The sequence below is a fragment of the Vibrio sp. M260121 genome (genome assembly GCF_036533715.1).
GTDB lineage: Bacteria > Pseudomonadota > Gammaproteobacteria > Enterobacterales > Vibrionaceae > Vibrio.
In genome coordinates, this window is sequence record NZ_JATABF010000012.1 from 60,517 (window position 1) to 79,584 (window position 19,068).

The 19,068-nt window shown below is 45.8% G+C and carries 19 protein-coding genes; 4 read left to right on the plus strand and 15 right to left on the minus strand.

Annotated elements, in window-relative coordinates:
- Positions 1 to 382: 382 nt before the first annotated feature.
- The 6 genes from QTO06_RS09255 to QTO06_RS09280 form a co-directional block, all read right to left on the minus strand.
- Positions 383 to 1,666: a NupC/NupG family nucleoside CNT transporter gene (locus tag QTO06_RS09255; RefSeq protein WP_005439507.1), complete on the minus strand. Its 1,284-nt coding sequence runs from the start codon at positions 1,664 to 1,666 to the stop codon at positions 383 to 385.
- A 204-nt stretch (positions 1,667 to 1,870) separates the two neighbouring features.
- Positions 1,871 to 2,644, minus strand: a complete 774-nt coding sequence (locus QTO06_RS09260; protein WP_331407566.1) for a TatD family hydrolase — start codon at positions 2,642 to 2,644, stop codon at positions 1,871 to 1,873.
- Positions 2,631 to 2,798: a DUF5363 family protein gene (locus tag QTO06_RS09265; protein ID WP_009707518.1), complete on the minus strand. Its 168-nt coding sequence runs from the start codon at positions 2,796 to 2,798 to the stop codon at positions 2,631 to 2,633. The genes QTO06_RS09260 and QTO06_RS09265 overlap by 14 nt, the downstream gene beginning before the upstream one ends.
- A gap of 119 nt (positions 2,799 to 2,917) precedes the next feature.
- Positions 2,918 to 4,507, minus strand: coding sequence for a peptide chain release factor 3 (gene prfC / locus QTO06_RS09270; protein ID WP_331407568.1), 1,590 nt, complete (start codon positions 4,505 to 4,507; stop codon positions 2,918 to 2,920).
- Between the two features lie 294 nt (positions 4,508 to 4,801).
- On the minus strand, positions 4,802 to 5,257 hold the full coding sequence (gene rimI, locus QTO06_RS09275; protein ID WP_331407569.1) for a ribosomal protein S18-alanine N-acetyltransferase: 456 nt from the start codon (positions 5,255 to 5,257) through the stop codon (positions 4,802 to 4,804).
- A gap of 12 nt (positions 5,258 to 5,269) precedes the next feature.
- Positions 5,270 to 5,668 carry a DNA polymerase III subunit psi gene (locus tag QTO06_RS09280; RefSeq protein ID WP_005431900.1) on the minus strand — a complete coding sequence of 133 codons (399 nt, stop codon included), beginning with the start codon at positions 5,666 to 5,668 and terminating at the stop codon, positions 5,270 to 5,272.
- 63 nt (positions 5,669 to 5,731) lie between these two features.
- Here QTO06_RS09280 and QTO06_RS09285 point away from each other — a divergent pair, with 63 nt between their 5' ends.
- Complete coding sequence (locus QTO06_RS09285) at positions 5,732 to 6,184, plus strand: hypothetical protein (protein WP_005439486.1); 453 nt, start codon at positions 5,732 to 5,734, stop codon at positions 6,182 to 6,184.
- A gap of 83 nt (positions 6,185 to 6,267) precedes the next feature.
- Here QTO06_RS09285 and QTO06_RS09290 read toward each other — a convergent pair whose 3' ends face one another.
- The gene (locus QTO06_RS09290; protein ID WP_009707522.1) at positions 6,268 to 6,771 is read right to left on the minus strand and encodes a GNAT family N-acetyltransferase; all 504 of its coding nucleotides are present in this window, start codon (positions 6,769 to 6,771) and stop codon (positions 6,268 to 6,270) included.
- On the minus strand, positions 6,755 to 7,282 hold the full coding sequence (ubiT, locus tag QTO06_RS09295; RefSeq protein ID WP_005431915.1) for a ubiquinone anaerobic biosynthesis accessory factor UbiT: 528 nt from the start codon (positions 7,280 to 7,282) through the stop codon (positions 6,755 to 6,757). The genes QTO06_RS09290 and ubiT overlap by 17 nt, the downstream gene beginning before the upstream one ends.
- Positions 7,283 to 7,547: 265 nt before the next feature.
- On the opposite strand from ubiT, the gene QTO06_RS09300 reads away from it, so the two are divergent.
- The 3 genes from QTO06_RS09300 to QTO06_RS09310 all read left to right on the plus strand — a co-directional run bounded on the left by QTO06_RS09300 (position 7,548) and on the right by QTO06_RS09310 (position 11,649).
- On the plus strand, positions 7,548 to 9,587 hold the full coding sequence (locus tag QTO06_RS09300) for a sensor domain-containing protein (RefSeq protein ID WP_005439475.1): 2,040 nt from the start codon (positions 7,548 to 7,550) through the stop codon (positions 9,585 to 9,587).
- A 149-nt stretch (positions 9,588 to 9,736) separates the two neighbouring features.
- Complete coding sequence (gene ubiU, locus QTO06_RS09305; RefSeq protein ID WP_005431919.1) at positions 9,737 to 10,750, plus strand: ubiquinone anaerobic biosynthesis protein UbiU; 1,014 nt, start codon at positions 9,737 to 9,739, stop codon at positions 10,748 to 10,750.
- Positions 10,751 to 10,770: 20 nt separating this feature from the next.
- Positions 10,771 to 11,649 carry a U32 family peptidase gene (locus QTO06_RS09310; RefSeq protein ID WP_009707523.1) on the plus strand — a complete coding sequence of 293 codons (879 nt, stop codon included), beginning with the start codon at positions 10,771 to 10,773 and terminating at the stop codon, positions 11,647 to 11,649.
- A gap of 70 nt (positions 11,650 to 11,719) precedes the next feature.
- On the opposite strand, the gene vmrA is transcribed toward QTO06_RS09310, so the two are convergent.
- The 7 genes from vmrA to rbfA all read right to left on the minus strand — a co-directional run bounded on the left by vmrA (position 11,720) and on the right by rbfA (position 18,960).
- Positions 11,720 to 13,066 carry a sodium-coupled multidrug efflux MATE transporter VmrA gene (gene vmrA / locus QTO06_RS09315; RefSeq protein WP_331407570.1) on the minus strand — a complete coding sequence of 449 codons (1,347 nt, stop codon included), beginning with the start codon at positions 13,064 to 13,066 and terminating at the stop codon, positions 11,720 to 11,722.
- Between the two features lie 57 nt (positions 13,067 to 13,123).
- Positions 13,124 to 13,537, minus strand: coding sequence for a MarR family winged helix-turn-helix transcriptional regulator (locus QTO06_RS09320; protein ID WP_005439471.1), 414 nt, complete (start codon positions 13,535 to 13,537; stop codon positions 13,124 to 13,126).
- Positions 13,538 to 13,634: 97 nt separating this feature from the next.
- Complete coding sequence (nlpI, locus tag QTO06_RS09325) at positions 13,635 to 14,558, minus strand: lipoprotein NlpI (protein WP_331407572.1); 924 nt, start codon at positions 14,556 to 14,558, stop codon at positions 13,635 to 13,637.
- 183 nt (positions 14,559 to 14,741) lie between these two features.
- Positions 14,742 to 16,874, minus strand: coding sequence for a polyribonucleotide nucleotidyltransferase (gene pnp / locus QTO06_RS09330; protein ID WP_009707524.1), 2,133 nt, complete (start codon positions 16,872 to 16,874; stop codon positions 14,742 to 14,744).
- Between the two features lie 314 nt (positions 16,875 to 17,188).
- Complete coding sequence (gene rpsO / locus QTO06_RS09335) at positions 17,189 to 17,458, minus strand: 30S ribosomal protein S15 (RefSeq protein WP_005380094.1); 270 nt, start codon at positions 17,456 to 17,458, stop codon at positions 17,189 to 17,191.
- Positions 17,459 to 17,608: 150 nt separating this feature from the next.
- A complete protein-coding gene (gene truB / locus QTO06_RS09340; protein ID WP_331407574.1) occupies positions 17,609 to 18,553 on the minus strand; it encodes a tRNA pseudouridine(55) synthase TruB in 945 nt (314 codons plus the stop codon).
- Positions 18,553 to 18,960, minus strand: coding sequence for a 30S ribosome-binding factor RbfA (gene rbfA, locus QTO06_RS09345; protein WP_331407575.1), 408 nt, complete (start codon positions 18,958 to 18,960; stop codon positions 18,553 to 18,555). The genes truB and rbfA overlap by 1 nt, the downstream gene beginning before the upstream one ends.
- Positions 18,961 to 19,068 lie beyond the last annotated feature (108 nt).

Consider the following 19,068-nt stretch of genomic DNA (forward strand, 5'->3'; position numbering starts at 1 on the left):
GGCCTATGGCACAACAATCTATGATTGCGGTGTCTTTAATATCACATCAAACAATAAAACGCTTGTGAGATTTGATATTGCAGGGCAATTCATTTGCCCACCGAGTATGTAGTATTCACTCTGTGATTAAGTGGTCATCATAACCACGAATTCGTGATTACTACATTATAGAGTTTCACCGCAAAACTGTAGCACCAAATAGAGCGCAAACGGTTTGTATCTCAAAATTTCCCAGCCCCTATTCCACCGACTGCGTAAGCTACTCACGTAGACCTACGTGCGGTTAATTTTTTAGGCCCGAAAAACGAAAAATGCCCCGCAGCAATCTCTTGCTACAGGGCATGATTTAAAACGGCGTCTATATATTAAGAACCGATTCTAATTAAAGTGCTGCAAGGCTAAGGCAGAAGCCTGCAATAGTCGCTGCCATTAGGTTAGACAACGTACCAGCAAGAACTGCTTTAATACCCATGCGAGCGATATCTGAACGACGGTTTGGTGCAAGGCTACCTAGACCACCAAGTAGAATCGCGATAGAAGAAAGGTTCGCGAAACCACATAGTGCGAATGAGATGATAGCTGTAGTCTTCTCAGACATTACTTCACCAGTTGCCGCAACAACTTGAGCGCCTTCACCTAGGTAAGGTGTGAAGTTCAAGTATGCAACGAATTCGTTGATTACTAGTTTCTGACCGATGAATGAACCAGCAACAACTGCTTCGTCCCATGGAACACCGATTAGGAATGCTAGTGGAGAGAACGCGTAACCTAGGATTAGTTCTAGTGTTAGTTCAGGCATACCGAACCAACCACCGATGCCACCTAGCATACCGTTAACAAGAGCAATAAGACCTACGAACGCGATTAGCATTGCACCAACGTTTAGTGCAAGTTGTAGACCAGAAGCCGCACCGCCCGCTGCTGCGTCGATTACGTTAGCTGGTTTGTCGTCGCCACCGTCCATTGCTTCTTCGATGTCTTCGTGAGGCTGGTCAGTCTCTGGGTGAAGAATCTTAGCGAATAGTAGACCACCAGGTGCTGCCATGAATGACGCTGCTACTAGGTACTCTAGTGGAACACCCATTGAGGCGTAACCTGCTAGTACACCACCAGCTACAGATGCTAGACCACCACACATTACCGCGAATAGCTCAGATTGAGTCATTTTTGGTACGAATGGACGAACAACTAGAGGTGCTTCAGTTTGACCTACGAAAATGTTAGCAGCTGCAGACATTGATTCCGCACGAGAAGTGCCAAGCGCTTTTTGTAGTGCACCACCAAGAATCTTGATAACCCACTGCATTACGCCAATGTAGTAAAGAACTGAAATCAGTGCAGAGAAGAAGATCAGTGTAGGAAGAACGCGGAATGCGAAGATGAAGCCGCCGCCGCCGAATACTTCGAACATCTTGTCAGAAACAAGACCACCGAATAGGAAAGATGAACCATCGTTACCGTAGTTGATAACGTTAGAAACACCAGTAGAGAAACCGTTTAGTAGATCACGGCCCCAAGGTACGTAAAGAACAAATGCACCAAGGATGAATTGGATAGCAAATGCGCCACCCACAGTTCTAAAGTTGATAGCTTTGCGGTTAGATGAGAATGCAAATGCAATAGCAAGAAGCACTACCATACCGACTAGGCTCATAAACAGGCTCATAGTTTATGACTTCCTTATAAGTTATTTATTGGCGTGTTACAAAATGGAGCTATAAAGCGGGGGCAATTATACTCATGCAGAATCAATTAAAGTAATGCCACCCTCACACTTTCTTATAAGATTCATCATTGATTCACTCCCGTTTGTGAGTTATCTCACAATAAGCAGGAAAACGTTTTCGCTTTTAAACACCATCTTTAGATTTTATTCACATATAAAGAAGGCCGAATTGCTATTTTCCCATAGCTGAGAGGCAATCGATTGCTTACTTTCTGTGCGCAACAGAGCCAGCTCATTCAATACATGAATCAGTTTTGAAGGGTGATTAGGCTCGCCCTGATAGCCAATTATAGGCATATCCGGAGCGTCTGTTTCTAAAACGATATTCTCAAGTGATAATCTTTGAATCGCGTCGCGAGTTTTATTCGCTCGTGGGTAGGTAATTGTGCCCCCAACTCCGATAAGAAAACCTAATCGAACCCATTCCATTGCTTGCTGATAACTGCCAGAGAACGCATGCAATACGCCACCTTTAGGAAGCTTGGCTGCTTTGACTAGTTGGATGAGACGATTATGTGCTTTTCGGCTGTGTAAAATAACGGGCAGATCGAACCGTCTTGCCAGTTCGAATTGCAACTCAAGCGCCTGCTCTTGAAGCTCGACAGGCACATCTATTGCGAAGTCCAAACCGCACTCCCCTATCGCGACGCATTGTCGGTGGGACGAGGAAAGTAACGATTCCAGCTCTGGGGCAAACTGCTCAAACTCTTGTTGTAGAAAATAGGGGTGAAAACCCAACGCGTAATAAAGGTGAGAGTATTGATTAGCCAACTCTTGAATACGAACCCAGTTACTCGGTCCGACAGAAGGAATCAAGATACGCTCGACCCCTTGCTCACGAGCGAGGTCAACTTGGTGAGCAAAATCCTCTTGAAACACATCAAAGTCGAAATGGCAGTGGGTATCAAACAGCTTCATTGTTCGGTTTCTCTTGCTCTGCTTTTTCAGCAGGCTCGTCTTCATGAACTGGGTCTTGTTTATACGGCACACAACTGCGCTTTTGATCAGGCGTCAGCCCCATCTCTTTACACCAATCGTCGTAACGCTTGAGTCCTTTCTTAAACCAGTTCATCGCACACCCTTTTTAGCCAATAGAATTCGCATTGCGCCAATAAAAAACCGCCGTTAGCTAAGTGTATAGCTAACGGCGGCTTATGATCTAGTACGCGATATAAAGCGAGTTAGATTCGATTAGTGCTCACGAGTTGCACGGAAATCGATATCTGGGAAACGCTCTTGCGCTAGGTTTAGGTTAACCATAGTTGGCGCGATGTACGTTAGGTTATCACCACCATCCAGTGCTAGGTTAGTTTGGTTCTTACGTTGGAACTCATCCAGTTTCTTCGCATCGCCACACTCAACCCAACGCGCAGTTGCTACGTTAACGCCTTCGTAAATCGCTTCAACGTTGTATTCTGACTTCAAGCGAGCCACAACCACGTCAAACTGAAGCACACCAACCGCACCAACGATCAGATCGTTGTTTTGCAGTGGACGGAATACCTGTACCGCACCTTCTTCAGAAAGCTGAACCAGACCTTTCAGTAGCTGTTTCTGTTTCAGTGGATCTTTTAGACGAATACGACGGAACAGTTCCGGAGCGAAGTTTGGAATACCCGAGAACTTCAGCGCTTCACCTTGAGTGAAGGTATCACCAATTTGGATAGTACCGTGGTTGTGTAGACCAATGATGTCACCCGCGTAAGCGTGTTCTGCACGAGAACGGTCACCCGCCATAAAGGTAACCGCATCTGAGATACTTACTTGCTTGCCAAGACGAACGTGGTTCATCTTCATGCCTTGTGTGTAAGTACCCGATACGATACGCATGAATGCGATACGGTCACGGTGTTTTGGATCCATGTTTGCTTGGATCTTAAATACGAAGCCAGAGAACTTGTCTTCTGTCGCTTCAACATCACGCTCAACCGCTTGACGAGTTTTCGGCGCTGGCGCCCACTCAGTCAGACCGTCTAGCATGTGGTCAACACCAAAGTTACCCAATGCAGTACCGAAGTAAACTGGCGTTAGTTCACCAGTAAGGAAAGCGTCATGATCAAATTCAGGGCAAGCACCCATCACAAGTTCAAGCTCTTCACGAACGCTTGCTGCTAGGCTTTCACCCACTTTCTCATCAAGCTCTGGGTTGTCTAGACCTTTGATGATGCGAACTTCTTGGATCTCATGACCGTGGCCTGATTCGTACAGAATCGTTTCGTCGCGATGGATGTGGTAAACACCTTTAAACTCTTTACCACAACCGATTGGCCATGTGATTGGCGCGCACATCATGCCCAACTCGTTTTCTACTTCATCCAACACTTCCATTGGATCACGAACGTCACGGTCAAGTTTGTTCATGAAGGTTACGATTGGTGTGTCACGCAGACGCGTTACTTCCATCAGCTTACGAGTACGATCCTCGACACCTTTCGCCGCATCGATAACCATCAGACAAGAGTCAACTGCCGTTAGAGTACGGTAAGTATCTTCCGAGAAGTCTTCGTGTCCAGGAGTATCAAGTAGGTTTACCAGACAATTGTTGTAAGGGAACTGCATTACAGAAGTAGTAACCGAGATACCACGTTCCTTTTCCATTTCCATCCAGTCTGATTTTGCGTGCTGTGCGTTACCACGACCTTTAACCGTACCTGCTTTTTGGATCGCGTTTCCGAATAACAGTACTTTTTCAGTAATGGTGGTTTTACCCGCATCCGGGTGAGAAATAATAGCAAACGTTCTGCGCTTAGAAACTTCGCCTAGAAAAGCTGTATTTGACATTAGTTTATCTTCTAAATTACTTTCATGCTCACAAAATGGGCAAGCATATCTACTATTCGATATTGTGCAGTATTCTCGCTTATTATCGCTATGCTAGCAAACAGGAAAGACATGAACTCAATGTGCTCAGTTCATCTCTTCCTTTCACAAAGGCTCACATGCCCTGGCGCCAACAATCGAAAACTAGCTCCACACAAGAGATGTAAAAAATTATTATTACATGTTCACAAGCCTCGAAGTCAGATAAGCATTTATAGCGTAAGTGTTGATGAGGTAATTCGTAGTGAATTAAAACTAAATCAAAAATAGGTAACTCATAATGATGGCGTCCTCTTTACCATTGCCCGTTTTGGCAGGGTAATAGTTGTAACGACGGTCCACTTCATTGAAGCCTGCTTGCTCATAAATATGGATAGCTGAGTGGTTACTTTCACGCACTTCCAACCATGCGCTCTCTGCTTTCGCTTGCTCGCAGTGTTCGATAAATGCATCCAGCAATTTTTGCCCTAGCCCTTTCCCCTGTTGAGAAGGCGCTATGGCAATATTTAATAGCGTCACTTCTCCGACAATATTCTGTCCGTAGAAGTAACCCACCACCTGAGTACCTTCCAGCATCACATGATGGCAAGCACCGCGACTGGATAAGTCACGCACCAAAGATTCTGCCCAAGGGTGAGAATGCGCTTGCTGCTCGATCTGCCAAACTTGGTCAAGGTGCTCAGCACGCATCGGCGTAATTTCAATTGTCACGCGGTCGCTCCGTTAAGAGTACGAACAGATTTGTTGCCACAATGCGCGGCGTTGTTCGTTATTGCCATCAATATCTTGTAATAGTGGTGAAGTCAGCTGCTTGGCATTGATGCTGGCGTCTGCCTCACAACCTGCGAACCACACCCACTCTAGTTGATGTTCACCCAACATGGATAAACGCTCAGGCTCTAGGTGCAGTGCGTCGTCGAGCGTGAGCTTAATGCTTTTCAATACGCGCTCAAACATCAAAGCTGTCTCGTTTTCTGGACACATTGGCGATACCAATAGGAGTTTACAAGAACTTTGCAAATCCAATAATGGCGATTGATAGCCTTCCAGCCTTTCTGGGTGACTCAGCTCCCAAGTGCTGATCCCCATTTCATGTAAATATTGTTTCTCGTTAATTGACATCTTTTGTCACCTATTTGAACGAGGCAATCCTATCAAAATTTCGCATTTAAAGTCAGAGGTGTTATGAAGCTTTTCCAATCACTCGCTATTACGTTACTTATCGCCACCACCAGCTTTACCGCTTTCGCTAAGGATAGCAACGATGGCTGGGAGCTGATCGCCGAGAAAACCGTAAACTTCCAAACAGAGACCGACACGGTAGAACCAAACGGCCTGTTCAAAAACCGTAAGTTCAGCAAAATCAAAATCAAATGTACTCAAGGCACCATGAGCATTAAGAACATGAAAGTGACCATGACCGATGGCAGCGAGAAAAAGCTCAAAACCATGGTTGGAACACTAACGAATGGTATGTCGACACGCGCTTGGACACTACCAGGTTCTGAAGATGCGAAGTTCAAACGTCTAGAGATGGAATACAAAAGCTGGGGCAACATGACATTGAATGCAGCTGGTATGAGTAAAAAGGCAAAAATCGAAGTTTGGGGTAAAAAACGCGTCCAAGAACAGGATTAAACCACTTTTGCTCTGTGCGACTCACTAAGAGCTCAAAAACAAAGCCCGCTTTTACAGCGGGCTTTGTCATTCAATATTGGCGATTATAGCTCAGAAAATTCTGGAGAATAATCGATGCGACCAGAGCGTCCGTCACACTGACCTTCGACCAATTCTGCTACGCGGAACGCACCTTGCGGCACTTCCCATGCACAGTCGAAGCCCATATCTTCAGCAGCGGTAAAGCCTTGGCGCGCGTAGTAATCTGGCTCACCTAATACCACACACACTGGGTAACCAAAGTCACGAAGCGAATCAAAACCTTCTTTGATTAGCTCAGCAGCAATACCTTGGCGGCGGTAGTCTTCATGCACAGCCAAAGGCGCAAGACCTTGCCAAGATAAATCTTCACCATTCAACGTCACAGGGCTAAACAGCGCATGACCAACCACTTCACCTTCATCGGTACAGGCTACCAAAGACAAAGTGAGCTTGCCGTTTTCACGCAAACGCATCACTAGGTTGGCTTCCGCATCTGTTGGGAAAGCGTGTTTTAATAAACGGTCAATGGTGAGAATGTCCGCAGGGGCTTCAGTTCGAATAAGCATTCGCTACTCCGGTTTCTTGTGCAGGCGCTTGAACCCCTTTCTGAACAAAGTCAGCCAGTTGGTTCAGTGCAACTTGCATCGCTTTTGGTAACTGCTCTAAGTCGACACTGTCCATCAGGTTTTTCACTTCTAAGCCAAGCTCAGTATCGCCTTCAATAGAAAGACGACGTTGGAAGAACAGTGTATCAGGGTCTTCTTTACGACCAGCAATAAGTACTAGGTCGTTAAGGTTACCACTAAAACTCACATCTTCCTGAACCGGTTTCTCTGCTACCACTAATTTTTCATCTTGGTAGCTGATGTACCATGCTAAGTTCAAGTCTTTAATCGCAACTTTCAGCCACTTGTCTTCAAGGAACTCAAAATCACCATCTTCTAGGGCTTCTTTGAACACCATTTTTAAACCTTCTAGCAAGGCTTTTTTCTGAACAGTTTGTGGCAATAACTGGACTGGAGATCGCAAAATTGATGCTGCGTTCTTTACTAGTTGACTGCGAATCTTGTTTAACACGCTAATTATCCGTTACTTTGTCATAAGGTTGTCTATCTTACGCAATAGAGTAATACCTGTACCTGTTATGTATCAATAAATCTGTTTGTTTTAGAAGTAGGCGGTTTACTCACTCAAACGTCGTTTTTTTGACCTTACGTGTATTATTGACGCTAAGTCGTGGATAAACGCTTTAATAACGGTATGTTCAAAGTTATAGTTATCAAAATAGCGTTTTTATTACACGGACGAATAATCAGGCTCATTGGAGATCGGTAACACCTTAATGCCTTCCCAGCAATTACAACATTGGTTTGCAACGCTTACCTCAAATAGCCCATTCTTTTTTGCCATTCTTGATAAGAAACACAATTATCGAATGGTGAGTGATCGCTATTGTGACATTGCAGGCTTAGGACACGACGAGATCGTTGGTCTGAACGACAGCCAAGTACTGGGAGAGCAGTTCTACAAGAAGCTCGCCCCCTACTACCAACGCGCGTTCAAAGGTGATCATGTTGAAGCGGAAATCACGCTCGACGAAACCGATCTTGAAACCAGTCTTCACTTCAGCCTTTCTCCCGTTCATGAAGAAAACGAAATTCGCTTTGTGGTCTTTCATGCCATTGACACGTCTGAAAAACAGATTCTGGTTCGCTCGTTAGAAGAGTCCGAAAGCAAGTTCGCTAAGCTAACTCAGCTTTTGCCCGACGGTTTGCTGTTGGTGGAAGATGACATCATCATTTCTGCCAATCCAGCCTCCGCACGTTTACTCGGGTTAAACTCGCCTCATGAGCTACTTGGAGAAGAGCTGACTCGTCTGTTTATCGATGAAAACAGCAAAAAAGTCTTCACTCATCGCATCAGCACATTACTCTCTGAAAAACCTTTTGTGTGTCTGACCAGCGCTCGTTGTGGCTTCGAACGTAAAGTTCAATTGCATGCCGATACCACAGCAATTCTCGGCAGTGAATCTCAAATCATTTTGATCCAAGACGCCGACGATGCGCCCAAGCTGCTTTCTTCCAATTCCAATGAAGACGCGCACATTGATTCGCTGACCAAGCTGTATAACCGCTTTGGCTTTACGAAACGATTAGAGCAACTCATCAAGAGCCAGACGCCGTTGCTGGTTTTCTACCTCGACATCGATAACTTTAAGAATATCAATGATTCACTTGGCCATCACATCGGTGACAAAGTGATTCAAGAAGTTTCCGCTCGTCTAAAACGTTCTTTACCAAATCAAGCAATTATTGGCCATTTAGGCGGCGACGAATTTGGCATTATCCTGCCTGAGCCAGAAAACACTCGTATGGCGGAGATTTTATCTGAGCGCATTATTTCTCTGATCAACCAACCTTTCGATCTGCATCATTTCAGCAAGCGCCTAGCATGTTCTATTGGTAGTGTGCGTTACCCAGAAGACGGGCAAGACGCGCGCATTCTGCTGCAAAACGCTGATACCGCGATGTACGAAGCAAAAGACCGTGGTCGTAACCGCCTGATTAAATTTAACGATCAGATGAACAAAGAAGCGCGTATGCGTTTGTGGTTAGAGATCGAGCTACAAAAAGCGTTGCAGCAAAACGGCTTGGAAGTATGGTACCAACCAAAAGTTAACGCGCGCGACTTCAGCATTAACGGAGCCGAAGCGCTAGTACGTTGGAAGCATCCAGTCGAAGGTTACATTAGCCCGGGCGCATTTATCCCTGTAGCTGAGCGTGCAGGCTTGATTGAACATCTTGGTCGCGTGGTAATGCGTGATGTGTTTAACACAGTAAAACGCTGGAAACTGCAAGGCATTCTACCGGGACGCGTGGCGATCAACCTCTCTCCAGAGCAGTTCGGTAACCCACAACTGATCGACTATATGGAGAAGTTACTGCGCACTACCGAACTTGACCCAAGCTGCATTACCTTTGAGCTCACCGAAAGTGCGGTAATGAGCGACAGCGAACACACGCTGCAAATGCTTAATGCGATCAAGAAGCTTGGTTTTGCCCTGTCTATCGATGACTTCGGTACAGGTTACTCTTCCCTTTCCTACTTAGCACGCTTCCCTATCGATGAACTAAAAATCGACCGCGCGTTTATCAACGACATCGATACGCTCCCAAAACAGGTGACGGTGATTGAGAACATCATCAACCTTGGTAAATCATTGGATTTGACCGTGGTCGCCGAAGGTGTGGAAACCCACCAACAAGCAACACTGCTATCGAACCTGCAATGTAACTCGATTCAGGGCTTCCATTTTTACCGCCCTCAACCTAAACACGAGGTTGAAGAGTTGTTTGCGCAAAACCGCCGTCATAAGAACTGATCTCAACTGCAACAAAATCTGAGTGTTACCCCTTACTCTCAAGGGGTAAATCTCAACTTTATTGAGCTAAACCTAACTTAGGTCAATTTCGCTATTCATAATTCTTCATAAAATGCGGGCACCTTTTTATTCTCTATGATTGTGAGCATATGGAACTCTTGTGTCCTGCGGGTAACTTGCCTGCGCTAAAAACCGCGATTGATTGCGGTGCAGACGCCGTATACATCGGCTTTAAAGACGATACCAACGCTCGTCACTTTGCTGGTCTGAACTTCAACGGCAAGAAGCTTGAAAAAGCGGTGCAATACGTTCATGACCGCAACAAAAAGATCCACGTTGCATTAAACACGTTTGCCCACCCAAATGGTTTCGAGCGTTGGACAAATGCGGTCGACAATGCCGCCGCCTTGGGTGTAGACGCGCTGATCGTGGCTGACATTGCGGTACTTGAGTACGCTGCTCGCAAATACCCAGAACTCGAACTGCACCTTTCTGTGCAAGCATCAGCGACCAACGTTGCAGCGGTAGATTTCTACAAGCAAAACTTCAACGTAAAACGCGTTGTACTGCCTCGCGTATTGTCTATCCATCAGGTAAAACAGCTTTCTCGCAACATCACTAGCGATGTCGAGCTGGAAGTCTTTGCTTTTGGTAGCCTGTGCATCATGTCAGAAGGTCGTTGCTACCTGTCTTCGTACATGACTGGCGAATCACCAAACACCGTTGGTGCGTGCTCTCCGGCGAAATACGTTCGCTGGCAAGAAACAGAAAACGGTCTGGAATCTCGTCTTAACGATATTCTGATCGATCGCTACAGCGCTGGTGAAAACGCAGGCTACCCAACTTTGTGTAAAGGTCGTTTCGAAGCTGAAATTGAAGGCGAGAAAAAACGCTACCATGCACTGGAAGAACCAACCAGTTTGAACACCCTTTCTATGTTGCCTGAGCTGTTTGCGGCAAATGTGGCTTCCGTAAAAATTGAAGGTCGCCAACGCAGCCCTGCTTACGTAGAACAAGTAACGCGCACGTGGCGTGCTGCGATTGATCGTTACCAAGCAAATCCAGAGGCTTACCAAGTTGAAGCAGCTTGGGATGCAGCGTTGGCAAACGTGTCTGAAGGTACGCAAACCACACTTGGTGCTTACCACCGTAAATGGCAGTAGAGGTTAAGATGGATAACTCAATGAAATACGCACTTGGTCCACTGTTGTACTTCTGGCCAAAGCAAGACGTTGAAGCGTTTTACGAACAAGCGAAATCAAGCTCTGCGGACATCATCTACCTAGGTGAAACCGTGTGTTCAAAACGTCGTGAAATGAAGCCTGCACATTGGTTTGATATCGCGAAAGAACTTTCTGCATCTGGCAAACAAGTCGTGCTTTCCACGATGGCACTATTAGAAGCGCCAAGTGAAGTGAACATCATGAAGAAGTACATCGACAACGGTGACTTCGCGATTGAAGCTAACGACGTTTCTGCAGTTCAACTGGCTTCTGAGCACAAAGTGCCTTTCGTAGTTGGTCCTGCGGTTAACACTTACAACGCGCACACGCTTAACTTGTTCCTAAAACAAGGCATGATCCGCTGGTGCATGCCAGTAGAACTATCACGCGAGTGGCTCAGCAACACTCTGGTTCAATGTGATGAACTTGGTATTCGCAATAAGTTTGAAGTAGAAGTCTTCAGTCACGGTTATCTGCCGCTGGCTTACTCGGCGCGCTGCTTTACCGCTCGTGCAGAAAACAAAGCCAAAGATGATTGCGAAACGTGCTGTATTAAGTACCCAACGGGTATTCAAGTAAGCAGCCAAGAAGGTCAGGAAGTGTTTAACCTAAACGGCATCCAAACTCAGTCTGGTTACTGCTACAACCTAATCAACGATCTACCAAGTATGGAAGGTCTGGTTGATGTGGTTCGTTTAAGCCCGCTCGGTCTGAGTACCTTCTCTGAGCTAGACCAATTCCGCTCAAACGAGAAAGGCACCAACCCAGGCAAGATCCAAGACCGCCAATGCAACGGTTACTGGCATCAACTTGCAGGTCTAGAAGTGAAGAACATCTAACTCTTTCTCACGGGCTTCAAAGCAATAATAAAGCGAGGTTATAACCTCGCTTTATTATTTTTATTCGTCGTTAAGACGCTTGAATACTTGGCTCTACAGAGCTCTCGTTCATTAGCTTCTTTATATCGCGCCACAACATTGTCATCACCACTAAGCTCAAAGCTATGTTAGATAATGGGAACGCAATCCAGATACCAGTAACACCGAATAGCTTTGGCATGATGAACAAGAACGGCAATTGGATTGCCATATTACCAATAGTCACAAACATCGCTTTGCTGCCTTTGTTTACCGATTGGTAGTACGCCGCAGCAACCACTAAGAAACCATCCAAGAACAATGCAAACATATGGAGGCGAATCCCCACTACTGTCGCATCAATCAGGTTTTGATCGGCATTGTTGAACACCGATACAAACTCGTACGGGAAGATGTTCATCAGAATAACAAACGCGACACCACCAAGCACTGACGTGCCCATTGCGACCTTCAACAGCTTACGAATATTGTCTTGATTACGTGCACCATGGTTATAGCTCACTAAAGGCTGCATACCATTAGCGATGCCTTCTGCGATCAAGTAGTAGACCGTCACGATATAACCCAAGATGGCGTAAGCACCAATCAACAACGCACTACCGTACTGGGCAAATAGAGCATTGTGCAGAGCAACCATCATTGAGCCATAGGCATACATAAAGAAGCTCGATGTGCCGATCATGATTATTTTAGGGATAACATCAAATTGCATCTTCAAGTCGCCAGTCGACAGACGCATCTTAGCTCTTGAAGTAAAGAAGTAACCAACACCAAGAATGGTGACCACCATCTGTGCTAACGCAGTCGCAATAGCTGCACCTTCAAGCTCCCAACCAAGCCAAGCAATAAACAGGTAATCAAGCACGATATTGATCACGGCACCAATCACCATCAAGATGGTGGCTAGGTTCGGGCTATCATCGTTACGCAGCAAAAACGGCACTGCAATCGAACCCAGCGAGAACACACACGCGACACTCAGGATATGCAGGTACTGCAAACCAAGCTCGTAAACACGACCTTCAGCCCCTTGCCAACGAATAAAGTCATCAGCGAAGAAGAACAATGTTGTTGCTACGACAGGCATCAAAGCAACTAAAAGCAAAAGACCAGTTGAGAGAATGCGTTTAGCACCTTCACTGTCTTTTTGACCTTGTTTGATAGAGGCGAGAGCACCCGTACCTACGCCCACCATCATACCGATACCAAGTATCGAACCAATGATCGGCCACGCGACGTTGATCCCCGCTAATCCATCAGCCCCCACATAACGACCAATAAAGATACCATCAACGACTTGGTATAAACCGTTGACCAACATGGCTGCGACGGTCGGAATTGTGTATTTCCAAAACTGTTTGTATATAGAGTTTTGCATGACTACCACCAATAGTTAGCAAAGCTAACTAAATAGATAAAAGAATAAAATGTACGTTTAGTTTCCGAGCGCTTTATCCAGTAGCGCTTTCAGTTGCTGTGCTTCTTGCTTATCAAGTTTACGCACGAGTTGTTCAGAAATATCCTTGTATACCACCTGTTCAAGGGACATCTCTGCTATCACTTCTTCCGTTAGCAAAACGCGCTTTGAACGCGCATCTTCGTTACAAGCGATGCGTCGAACCAACCCCTTTTTCTCCAAACGAACCACCATATTTGAAGCTGACGGTTTGGTGACTTGCAGCTCTTCCGCTAAGTCGGTAATACGCACACCTTCTGGATGAAGCTGAATCACTCGTAAGTAATCGAACTCATTAAAGCTCAAATGTGAAAGCGGATCTTCCTTGGCATAAACACGCCACGCTTTGGCACAAAATCGTTCTAACTCAATCAGGCTTTTTTCTAGTGCCATTGTGCTTTGCTCATTTAGTTAGCAAGGCTAACTATTTTAGAGAACCTATCCAAATTCTTCAAGCACAAAAAAGCCGCTCTAGTTGGGCGGCTCATGGTTATTTTTCTTCTTGTTGCTGTTGCTCGGCTTTGAGCTTAGCAAGTTGTTCTTGCTGCAACTGATCGTAGATTTGCGCCAGTTCCAAGAAGGAGTAACGGTGTTCTACGTATTCATAAACGTTGAAAGAGATTGCTAGCTTGTACAATGAAATCGCATCAGCAATATCACCTTCTAGTTGGTAACGCTTACCAAGGTAGAAGTAAGTTTCTGTTAAACGCTCAGCAAGGCGGTAATTCTCACGCGTGCCATCCATGATAGCTTTTAGTGCGGCATCATCAGACACGTCACGCAGCATGATGGCAACCAGAACCCAGCCCCACTCTTCACTTCGGTCGCGCTGGTAACGCTTCTCTAGGTTCGCTTTCGCTTGCTCAGGGTTTTGCTCTGCTTCGATGATGTAAAGCCATAGTGCACGGAACGGGTCACTCGGCATTTCTTCATAATGCTTAGTCATGTCTTCCAGAGCCAGATCGATACGACCACCGTAGTAAAGCGCTATCGCTCGGTTACGCTCTGCGTATGAATTCTCTGGTGCTAGCTCTAATGTCGAATCGAACGCTTCGTAAGCCGCATCAAACTCGCCAACTTGAGTGAAATACACGCCTAGTAGGTTAAAGATATCTGGTTGAGCTGGATTCAGTTGTAGAGACTGATTGAAGTCCAAACGAGCAAGATCACGCAGGCCAACACTGTCGTAGTAGTTACCACGCTCGTAATGCATCTTAGCGCGAACTTCATCACTCAGGTCTGGACGCTGTAAAAGCTGGGAAAGGCGCGCAATCTGAACTTCTTGTTGCACGCTTGGTTGTAGCGGTACCGCCATCGGAGGGTAGATCCACTGTTGTGCCGATTGTTGAGAGGTATTAGCACAACCGGTCAGCGCGATAGCAACACATAAACTTGCGGTTTGAAACCATTTCACTAATTGGTACTCCTGTTTGGACCGCTCTGGGTCTGTTTCTCTTTATGCACGATAGGCTAGTTAACTTCGCTTGAGGCGATAATTGGTGAAACAGGCCCAAAAAAAGGGGAGCGAAAATGCTCCCCTTTTATAGCATGCTTTCAGGCTCTTAAGCTAATAAAAGACCAAAAGTCGAAACTTAGATTACTCGCCTTTTGCTTCAGAAGCGTCGTTTGCTTCTTCTGCTGGCTTCTCTACTGCTTCTTTCATACTTAGACGTACACGGCCTTGACGGTCAATTTCAAGAACTTTAACTTGAACTTCTTGACCTTCAGTTAGGTAGTCAGACACTTTCTCAACGCGTTTTTCAGCGATTTGAGAGATGTGTACTAGACCATCTTTACCAGGAAGAACCGTTACGAATGCACCAAAGTCAGCCAGACGTGCAACTTTACCAGTGTAGATACGGCCTACTTCAACTTCAGCAGTGATCTCTTCGATACGGCGGATAGCTTCTTTCGCTGCTGCACCTTCAGTTGCTGCAATTTTGATAGTACCGTCGTCTTCGATTTCGATAGTTGTACCTGTCTCTTCAGTTAGAGCACGGATAACTGCACCACCTTTACCGATAACGTCTTTGATCTTCTCTGCGCTGATCTTCATTGTGTGAATGCGAGGAGCGAATTCAGAGATGTCTTCACGAGCACCAGAGATAGCTTCATCCATCACAGATAGGATGTGCTTACGTGCACCTTGAGCTTGGTTAAGCGCAATTTGCATGATCTCTTTAGTGATACCTTCGATCTTGATGTCCATTTGAAGTGCTGTGATACCAGTGTTAGTACCTGCTACTTTAAAGTCCATGTCACCTAGGTGGTCTTCGTCACCAAGGATGTCTGAAAGAACCACGAAATCGTCGCCTTCTTTAACAAGACCCATTGCGATACCCGCAACAGAAGACTTGATTGGCACACCTGCGTCCATAAGAGCAAGAGAAGTACCACATACAGAAGCCATTGAAGAAGAACCGTTAGATTCAGTGATTTCCGATACAACACGTACTGTGTATGGGAATTCATCAACAGAAGGCATTACTGCTGCGATACCGCGTTTAGCCAGTTTACCGTGACCGATTTCACGACGCTTAGGAGAACCTACAAAACCAGTTTCACCAACACAGTATGGAGGGAAGTTGTAGTGTAGTAGGAAGTGATCTTTACGCTCACCTGTTAGCTCGTCGATGATTTGAGCATCACGCTGCGTACCTAGAGTCGCAGTTACTAGAGCCTGAGTTTCACCACGTGTAAATAGTGATGAACCGTGTGTACGAGGAAGAACACCAGTACGTACGTCTAGCGCACGAACCATGTCTTTTTCACGGCCGTCGATACGTGGGTTACCAGCGATGATGCTGCGACGTACCACTGTCTTCTCTAGATCGTGGAAGATAGTGTGGATTTCTTTTGTGTTCGCTTCTGGATCTTCAGCAAGTAGCACTTCGTTTACTTCACCAGCGATCTCGTGGATGCGGTCGTAACGAGCCATCTTCTCAGTGATTTGGTAAGCTTCAACAAGCTTAGCTTCAGCCAGTTCAGCGATCTTGTTTACAAGTGCTGTGTTCTCTTCTGGAGCAACCCAATCCCAAGCAGGAGTCGCAACTTCAGCAGCAAACTCGTTGATTGCGTTGATCACTGTTTGTTGTTGGTCGTGGCCGTAAACAACCGCTGATAGCATTTCTTCTTCAGTTAGGTTGTCAGCTTCTGACTCAACCATTAGTACTGCAGATTCAGTACCCGCAACCACTAGGTCTAGCTTAGAAGCTTCTAGCTCTGTGTTGCTTGGGTTAAGTACTAGTTGACCGTCGATGTGACCAACACGTGCAGCACCGATAGGACCGTTGAACGGAATACCAGAGATAGCTAGCGCCGCAGAAGTACCGATCATAGTTACGATATCAGGTTGAACATCTGGGTTAACAGATACTACCGTTGCGATAACTTGTACTTCGTTTTTGAATGCATCTGGGAAAAGTGGACGGATTGGACGGTCGATTAGACGAGCCGTTAGCGTTTCACCTTCAGATGGACGACCTTCACGCTTGAAGAAACCACCAGGGATTTTACCTGCAGCGTAAGTACGCTCTTGGTAGTTAACTGTTAGCGGGAAGAAGTCTTGACCTTCAACTGCTTCTTTTTTACCAACTACAGAAACGAATACTGCTGTATCGTCCATAGTTACCATAACGGCAGCCGTAGCTTGACGTGCGATAACGCCAGTTTCTAGAGTAACTGTGTGGTTACCGTACTGGAACGTTTTAACAACTGGTTTTTCGAACATTGTTATTCCTTGTTTCTAAGCGCATCGATGGACTTGCTCAGAGAGTATTGATTGATACTCAAGACATTACGAATCGCGACTAGTGAAAACAAACTGACATGGTGTGCAATTCGCTTTTAATAGTCGCGACCTTTTGGTCGACGTGGTTGACTGTAATGCAATGAGTCTTTGTGAAAATCTCAAAACGAGATTTAGCCGCGTGTAGTATAACGGCATAAGTTTGATTTGGCTAAGCCATAGCAGTGAAAATAAGTAACGGGCAACAAAAAAGGGGCACAAAGCCCCTTTTAGACAAACTGCTATGCAGTCGCTGATTAGCGACGTAGGCCTAGACGCTTGATTAGGTCTTGGTAGCGAGCTAGATTTTTACCTTTTAGGTAATCTAGAAGCTTACGACGACGAGAAACCATACGTAGAAGACCACGACGGCTGTGGTGATCGCCTTTGTGTGCTTTGAAGTGACCTTGTAGGTGGTTGATAGAAGCTGTAAGTAGAGCTACTTGAACTTCTGGTGAACCTGTGTCGCCTTCGCCTTGTGCGTATTCTGCAACGATTGCTGCTTTAGTTTCTGCATTCAGAGACATAATTCTCTCCTAATAAGAGTAGGTTTAAAGTTGTAGCAGCCAATCTCTGATTCAGCCGCTACGCGAAGCGCGAATTATAGGGAAGTTTCCTCACCCGCGCAATATAAAAATACCGGCATTATCGCCGGTATTTTCTAGAGCTTAGTGAAGTTACTCTTCGTCGCGGAAAACTACCAAACGTTTTGGTGCCACTTTTCCATCGTCGTTCACTTCAGCAACGCCAATAAACAGCTTATCTTCACCAGAAGTCATGCGAATTGGGGTACCCTCTGGCGCACCCAGTACCTGCACTGGCATACCGTGTTGTACTAAGTTAGTTAGCTCAGCGTTTAGGTTTACCTCAGGCAAACCTTCAACGGCAGTGTCCATTGGCAACAGCAGTGGATCAAGCAACTCTTTCGGTGCTACTTCATCGCGATGTGCTTGCTCAAGCAACTCATTAAGTTGTTCTAGCGTCACCATTTTTTCGTATGGGTACTTAGCAACACCAGTACGACGAAGCATAGTCACGTGTGCGCCACAGCCAAGCATTTCACCTAGGTCATCAACGATAGTACGGATGTAAGTGCCTTTTGAGCAGTGTACTTCCATCTCAACTTCATCACCTTCAAAGCGGTGAAGTACGATTTCGTATACCGTGATCTTGCGAGATTCACGTGGCACTTCGATGCCTTTACGAGCGTACTCGTACAATGGCTTACCTTGGTACTTCAATGCTGAGAACATTGAAGGTACTTGGTCTGATTCACCACGGAACGTGTCGATGCACGCTTCTAGCTTCTCTAGGTTCACGTCAACTGGGCGCGTCTCTACCACTTCGCCATCAGAGTCAGACGTATCAGTACGCTCACCTAACTTTGCAATTACGCGGTAGCGCTTGTCTGAATCTAACAAGAACTGAGAGAACTTAGTTGCTTCGCCTAAGCAGATTGGCAACATGCCCGTCGCTAGTGGGTCCAATGCACCCGTATGACCCGCTTTTTCAGCAAAGAAAATACGTTTTACTTTTTGCAGTGCATCATTTGAAGAAATACCTGTTGGTTTGTCCAACAAGATAACGCCATTAATTGGACGACCTTTACGACGACGAGCCATTACTCTTCCCCTGCCTGATCTTCTTCGCGACCTGAATCATGCTGTTTACGTTTATCTTCGTTAACAACTTCAGAAACTAAGTTCGACATGCGCATACCTTCTACTAGTGTGTTGTCGTAGTAGAAACGGATTTCAGGCGTTAGACGTAGGCGAATACGCTTACCAAGCATCATACGGATGTGCACTTCGTGCTCACGTAGTGCTGCTAGGCATGATTCTGGTGTTTGCTCACCCACACATAGGAAAGTAACGAATACTTTTGCGTAAGCAAGGTCGCGTGACACTTCTACGTCTGAAATCGTAACCATGCCTAGGCGAGAGTCACGAACTTCACGTTGAAGGATCATCGCAAGTTCTTTTTGCAGCTGCTGTGATACGCGCTGCGTGCGGCTAAATTCTTTTGACATATTCATTCTCTTAAATAGAAAGAATGGGGGGATGGTCAAGCCAGCCCCCCATGGTGTATTCAACAACCAATTACTGTTTGTCTTTCAGACAGTTAGTAATTTTAGTCA

Excerpts from the sequence above, each read along its gene's own strand:
- ubiU (WP_005431919.1), top strand. The coding sequence starts at position 9,737 with ATGGAACTCTTGTGTCCTGCGGGTAACTTGCCTGCGCTAAAAACCGCG.
- QTO06_RS09260 (WP_331407566.1), bottom strand. The coding sequence starts at position 2,644 with ATGAAGCTGTTTGATACCCACTGCCATTTCGACTTTGATGTGTTTCAA.
- QTO06_RS09310 (WP_009707523.1), top strand. The coding sequence starts at position 10,771 with ATGAAATACGCACTTGGTCCACTGTTGTACTTCTGGCCAAAGCAAGAC.
- prfC (WP_331407568.1), bottom strand. The coding sequence starts at position 4,507 with ATGTCAAATACAGCTTTTCTAGGCGAAGTTTCTAAGCGCAGAACGTTT.
- pnp (WP_009707524.1), bottom strand. The coding sequence starts at position 16,874 with ATGTTCGAAAAACCAGTTGTTAAAACGTTCCAGTACGGTAACCACACA.
- QTO06_RS09320 (WP_005439471.1), bottom strand. The coding sequence starts at position 13,537 with ATGGCACTAGAAAAAAGCCTGATTGAGTTAGAACGATTTTGTGCCAAA.
- QTO06_RS09265 (WP_009707518.1), bottom strand. The coding sequence starts at position 2,798 with ATGAACTGGTTTAAGAAAGGACTCAAGCGTTACGACGATTGGTGTAAA.
- QTO06_RS09290 (WP_009707522.1), bottom strand. The coding sequence starts at position 6,771 with ATGCTTATTCGAACTGAAGCCCCTGCGGACATTCTCACCATTGACCGT.
- QTO06_RS09300 (WP_005439475.1), top strand. The coding sequence starts at position 7,548 with ATGCCTTCCCAGCAATTACAACATTGGTTTGCAACGCTTACCTCAAAT.
- truB (WP_331407574.1), bottom strand. The coding sequence starts at position 18,553 with ATGGCTCGTCGTCGTAAAGGTCGTCCAATTAATGGCGTTATCTTGTTG.
- QTO06_RS09280 (WP_005431900.1), bottom strand. The coding sequence starts at position 5,668 with ATGTCAATTAACGAGAAACAATATTTACATGAAATGGGGATCAGCACT.
- vmrA (WP_331407570.1), bottom strand. The coding sequence starts at position 13,066 with ATGCAAAACTCTATATACAAACAGTTTTGGAAATACACAATTCCGACC.
- rbfA (WP_331407575.1), bottom strand. The coding sequence starts at position 18,960 with ATGTCAAAAGAATTTAGCCGCACGCAGCGCGTATCACAGCAGCTGCAA.
- rpsO (WP_005380094.1), bottom strand. The coding sequence starts at position 17,458 with ATGTCTCTGAATGCAGAAACTAAAGCAGCAATCGTTGCAGAATACGCA.
- QTO06_RS09285 (WP_005439486.1), top strand. The coding sequence starts at position 5,732 with ATGAAGCTTTTCCAATCACTCGCTATTACGTTACTTATCGCCACCACC.
- QTO06_RS09255 (WP_005439507.1), bottom strand. The coding sequence starts at position 1,666 with ATGAGCCTGTTTATGAGCCTAGTCGGTATGGTAGTGCTTCTTGCTATT.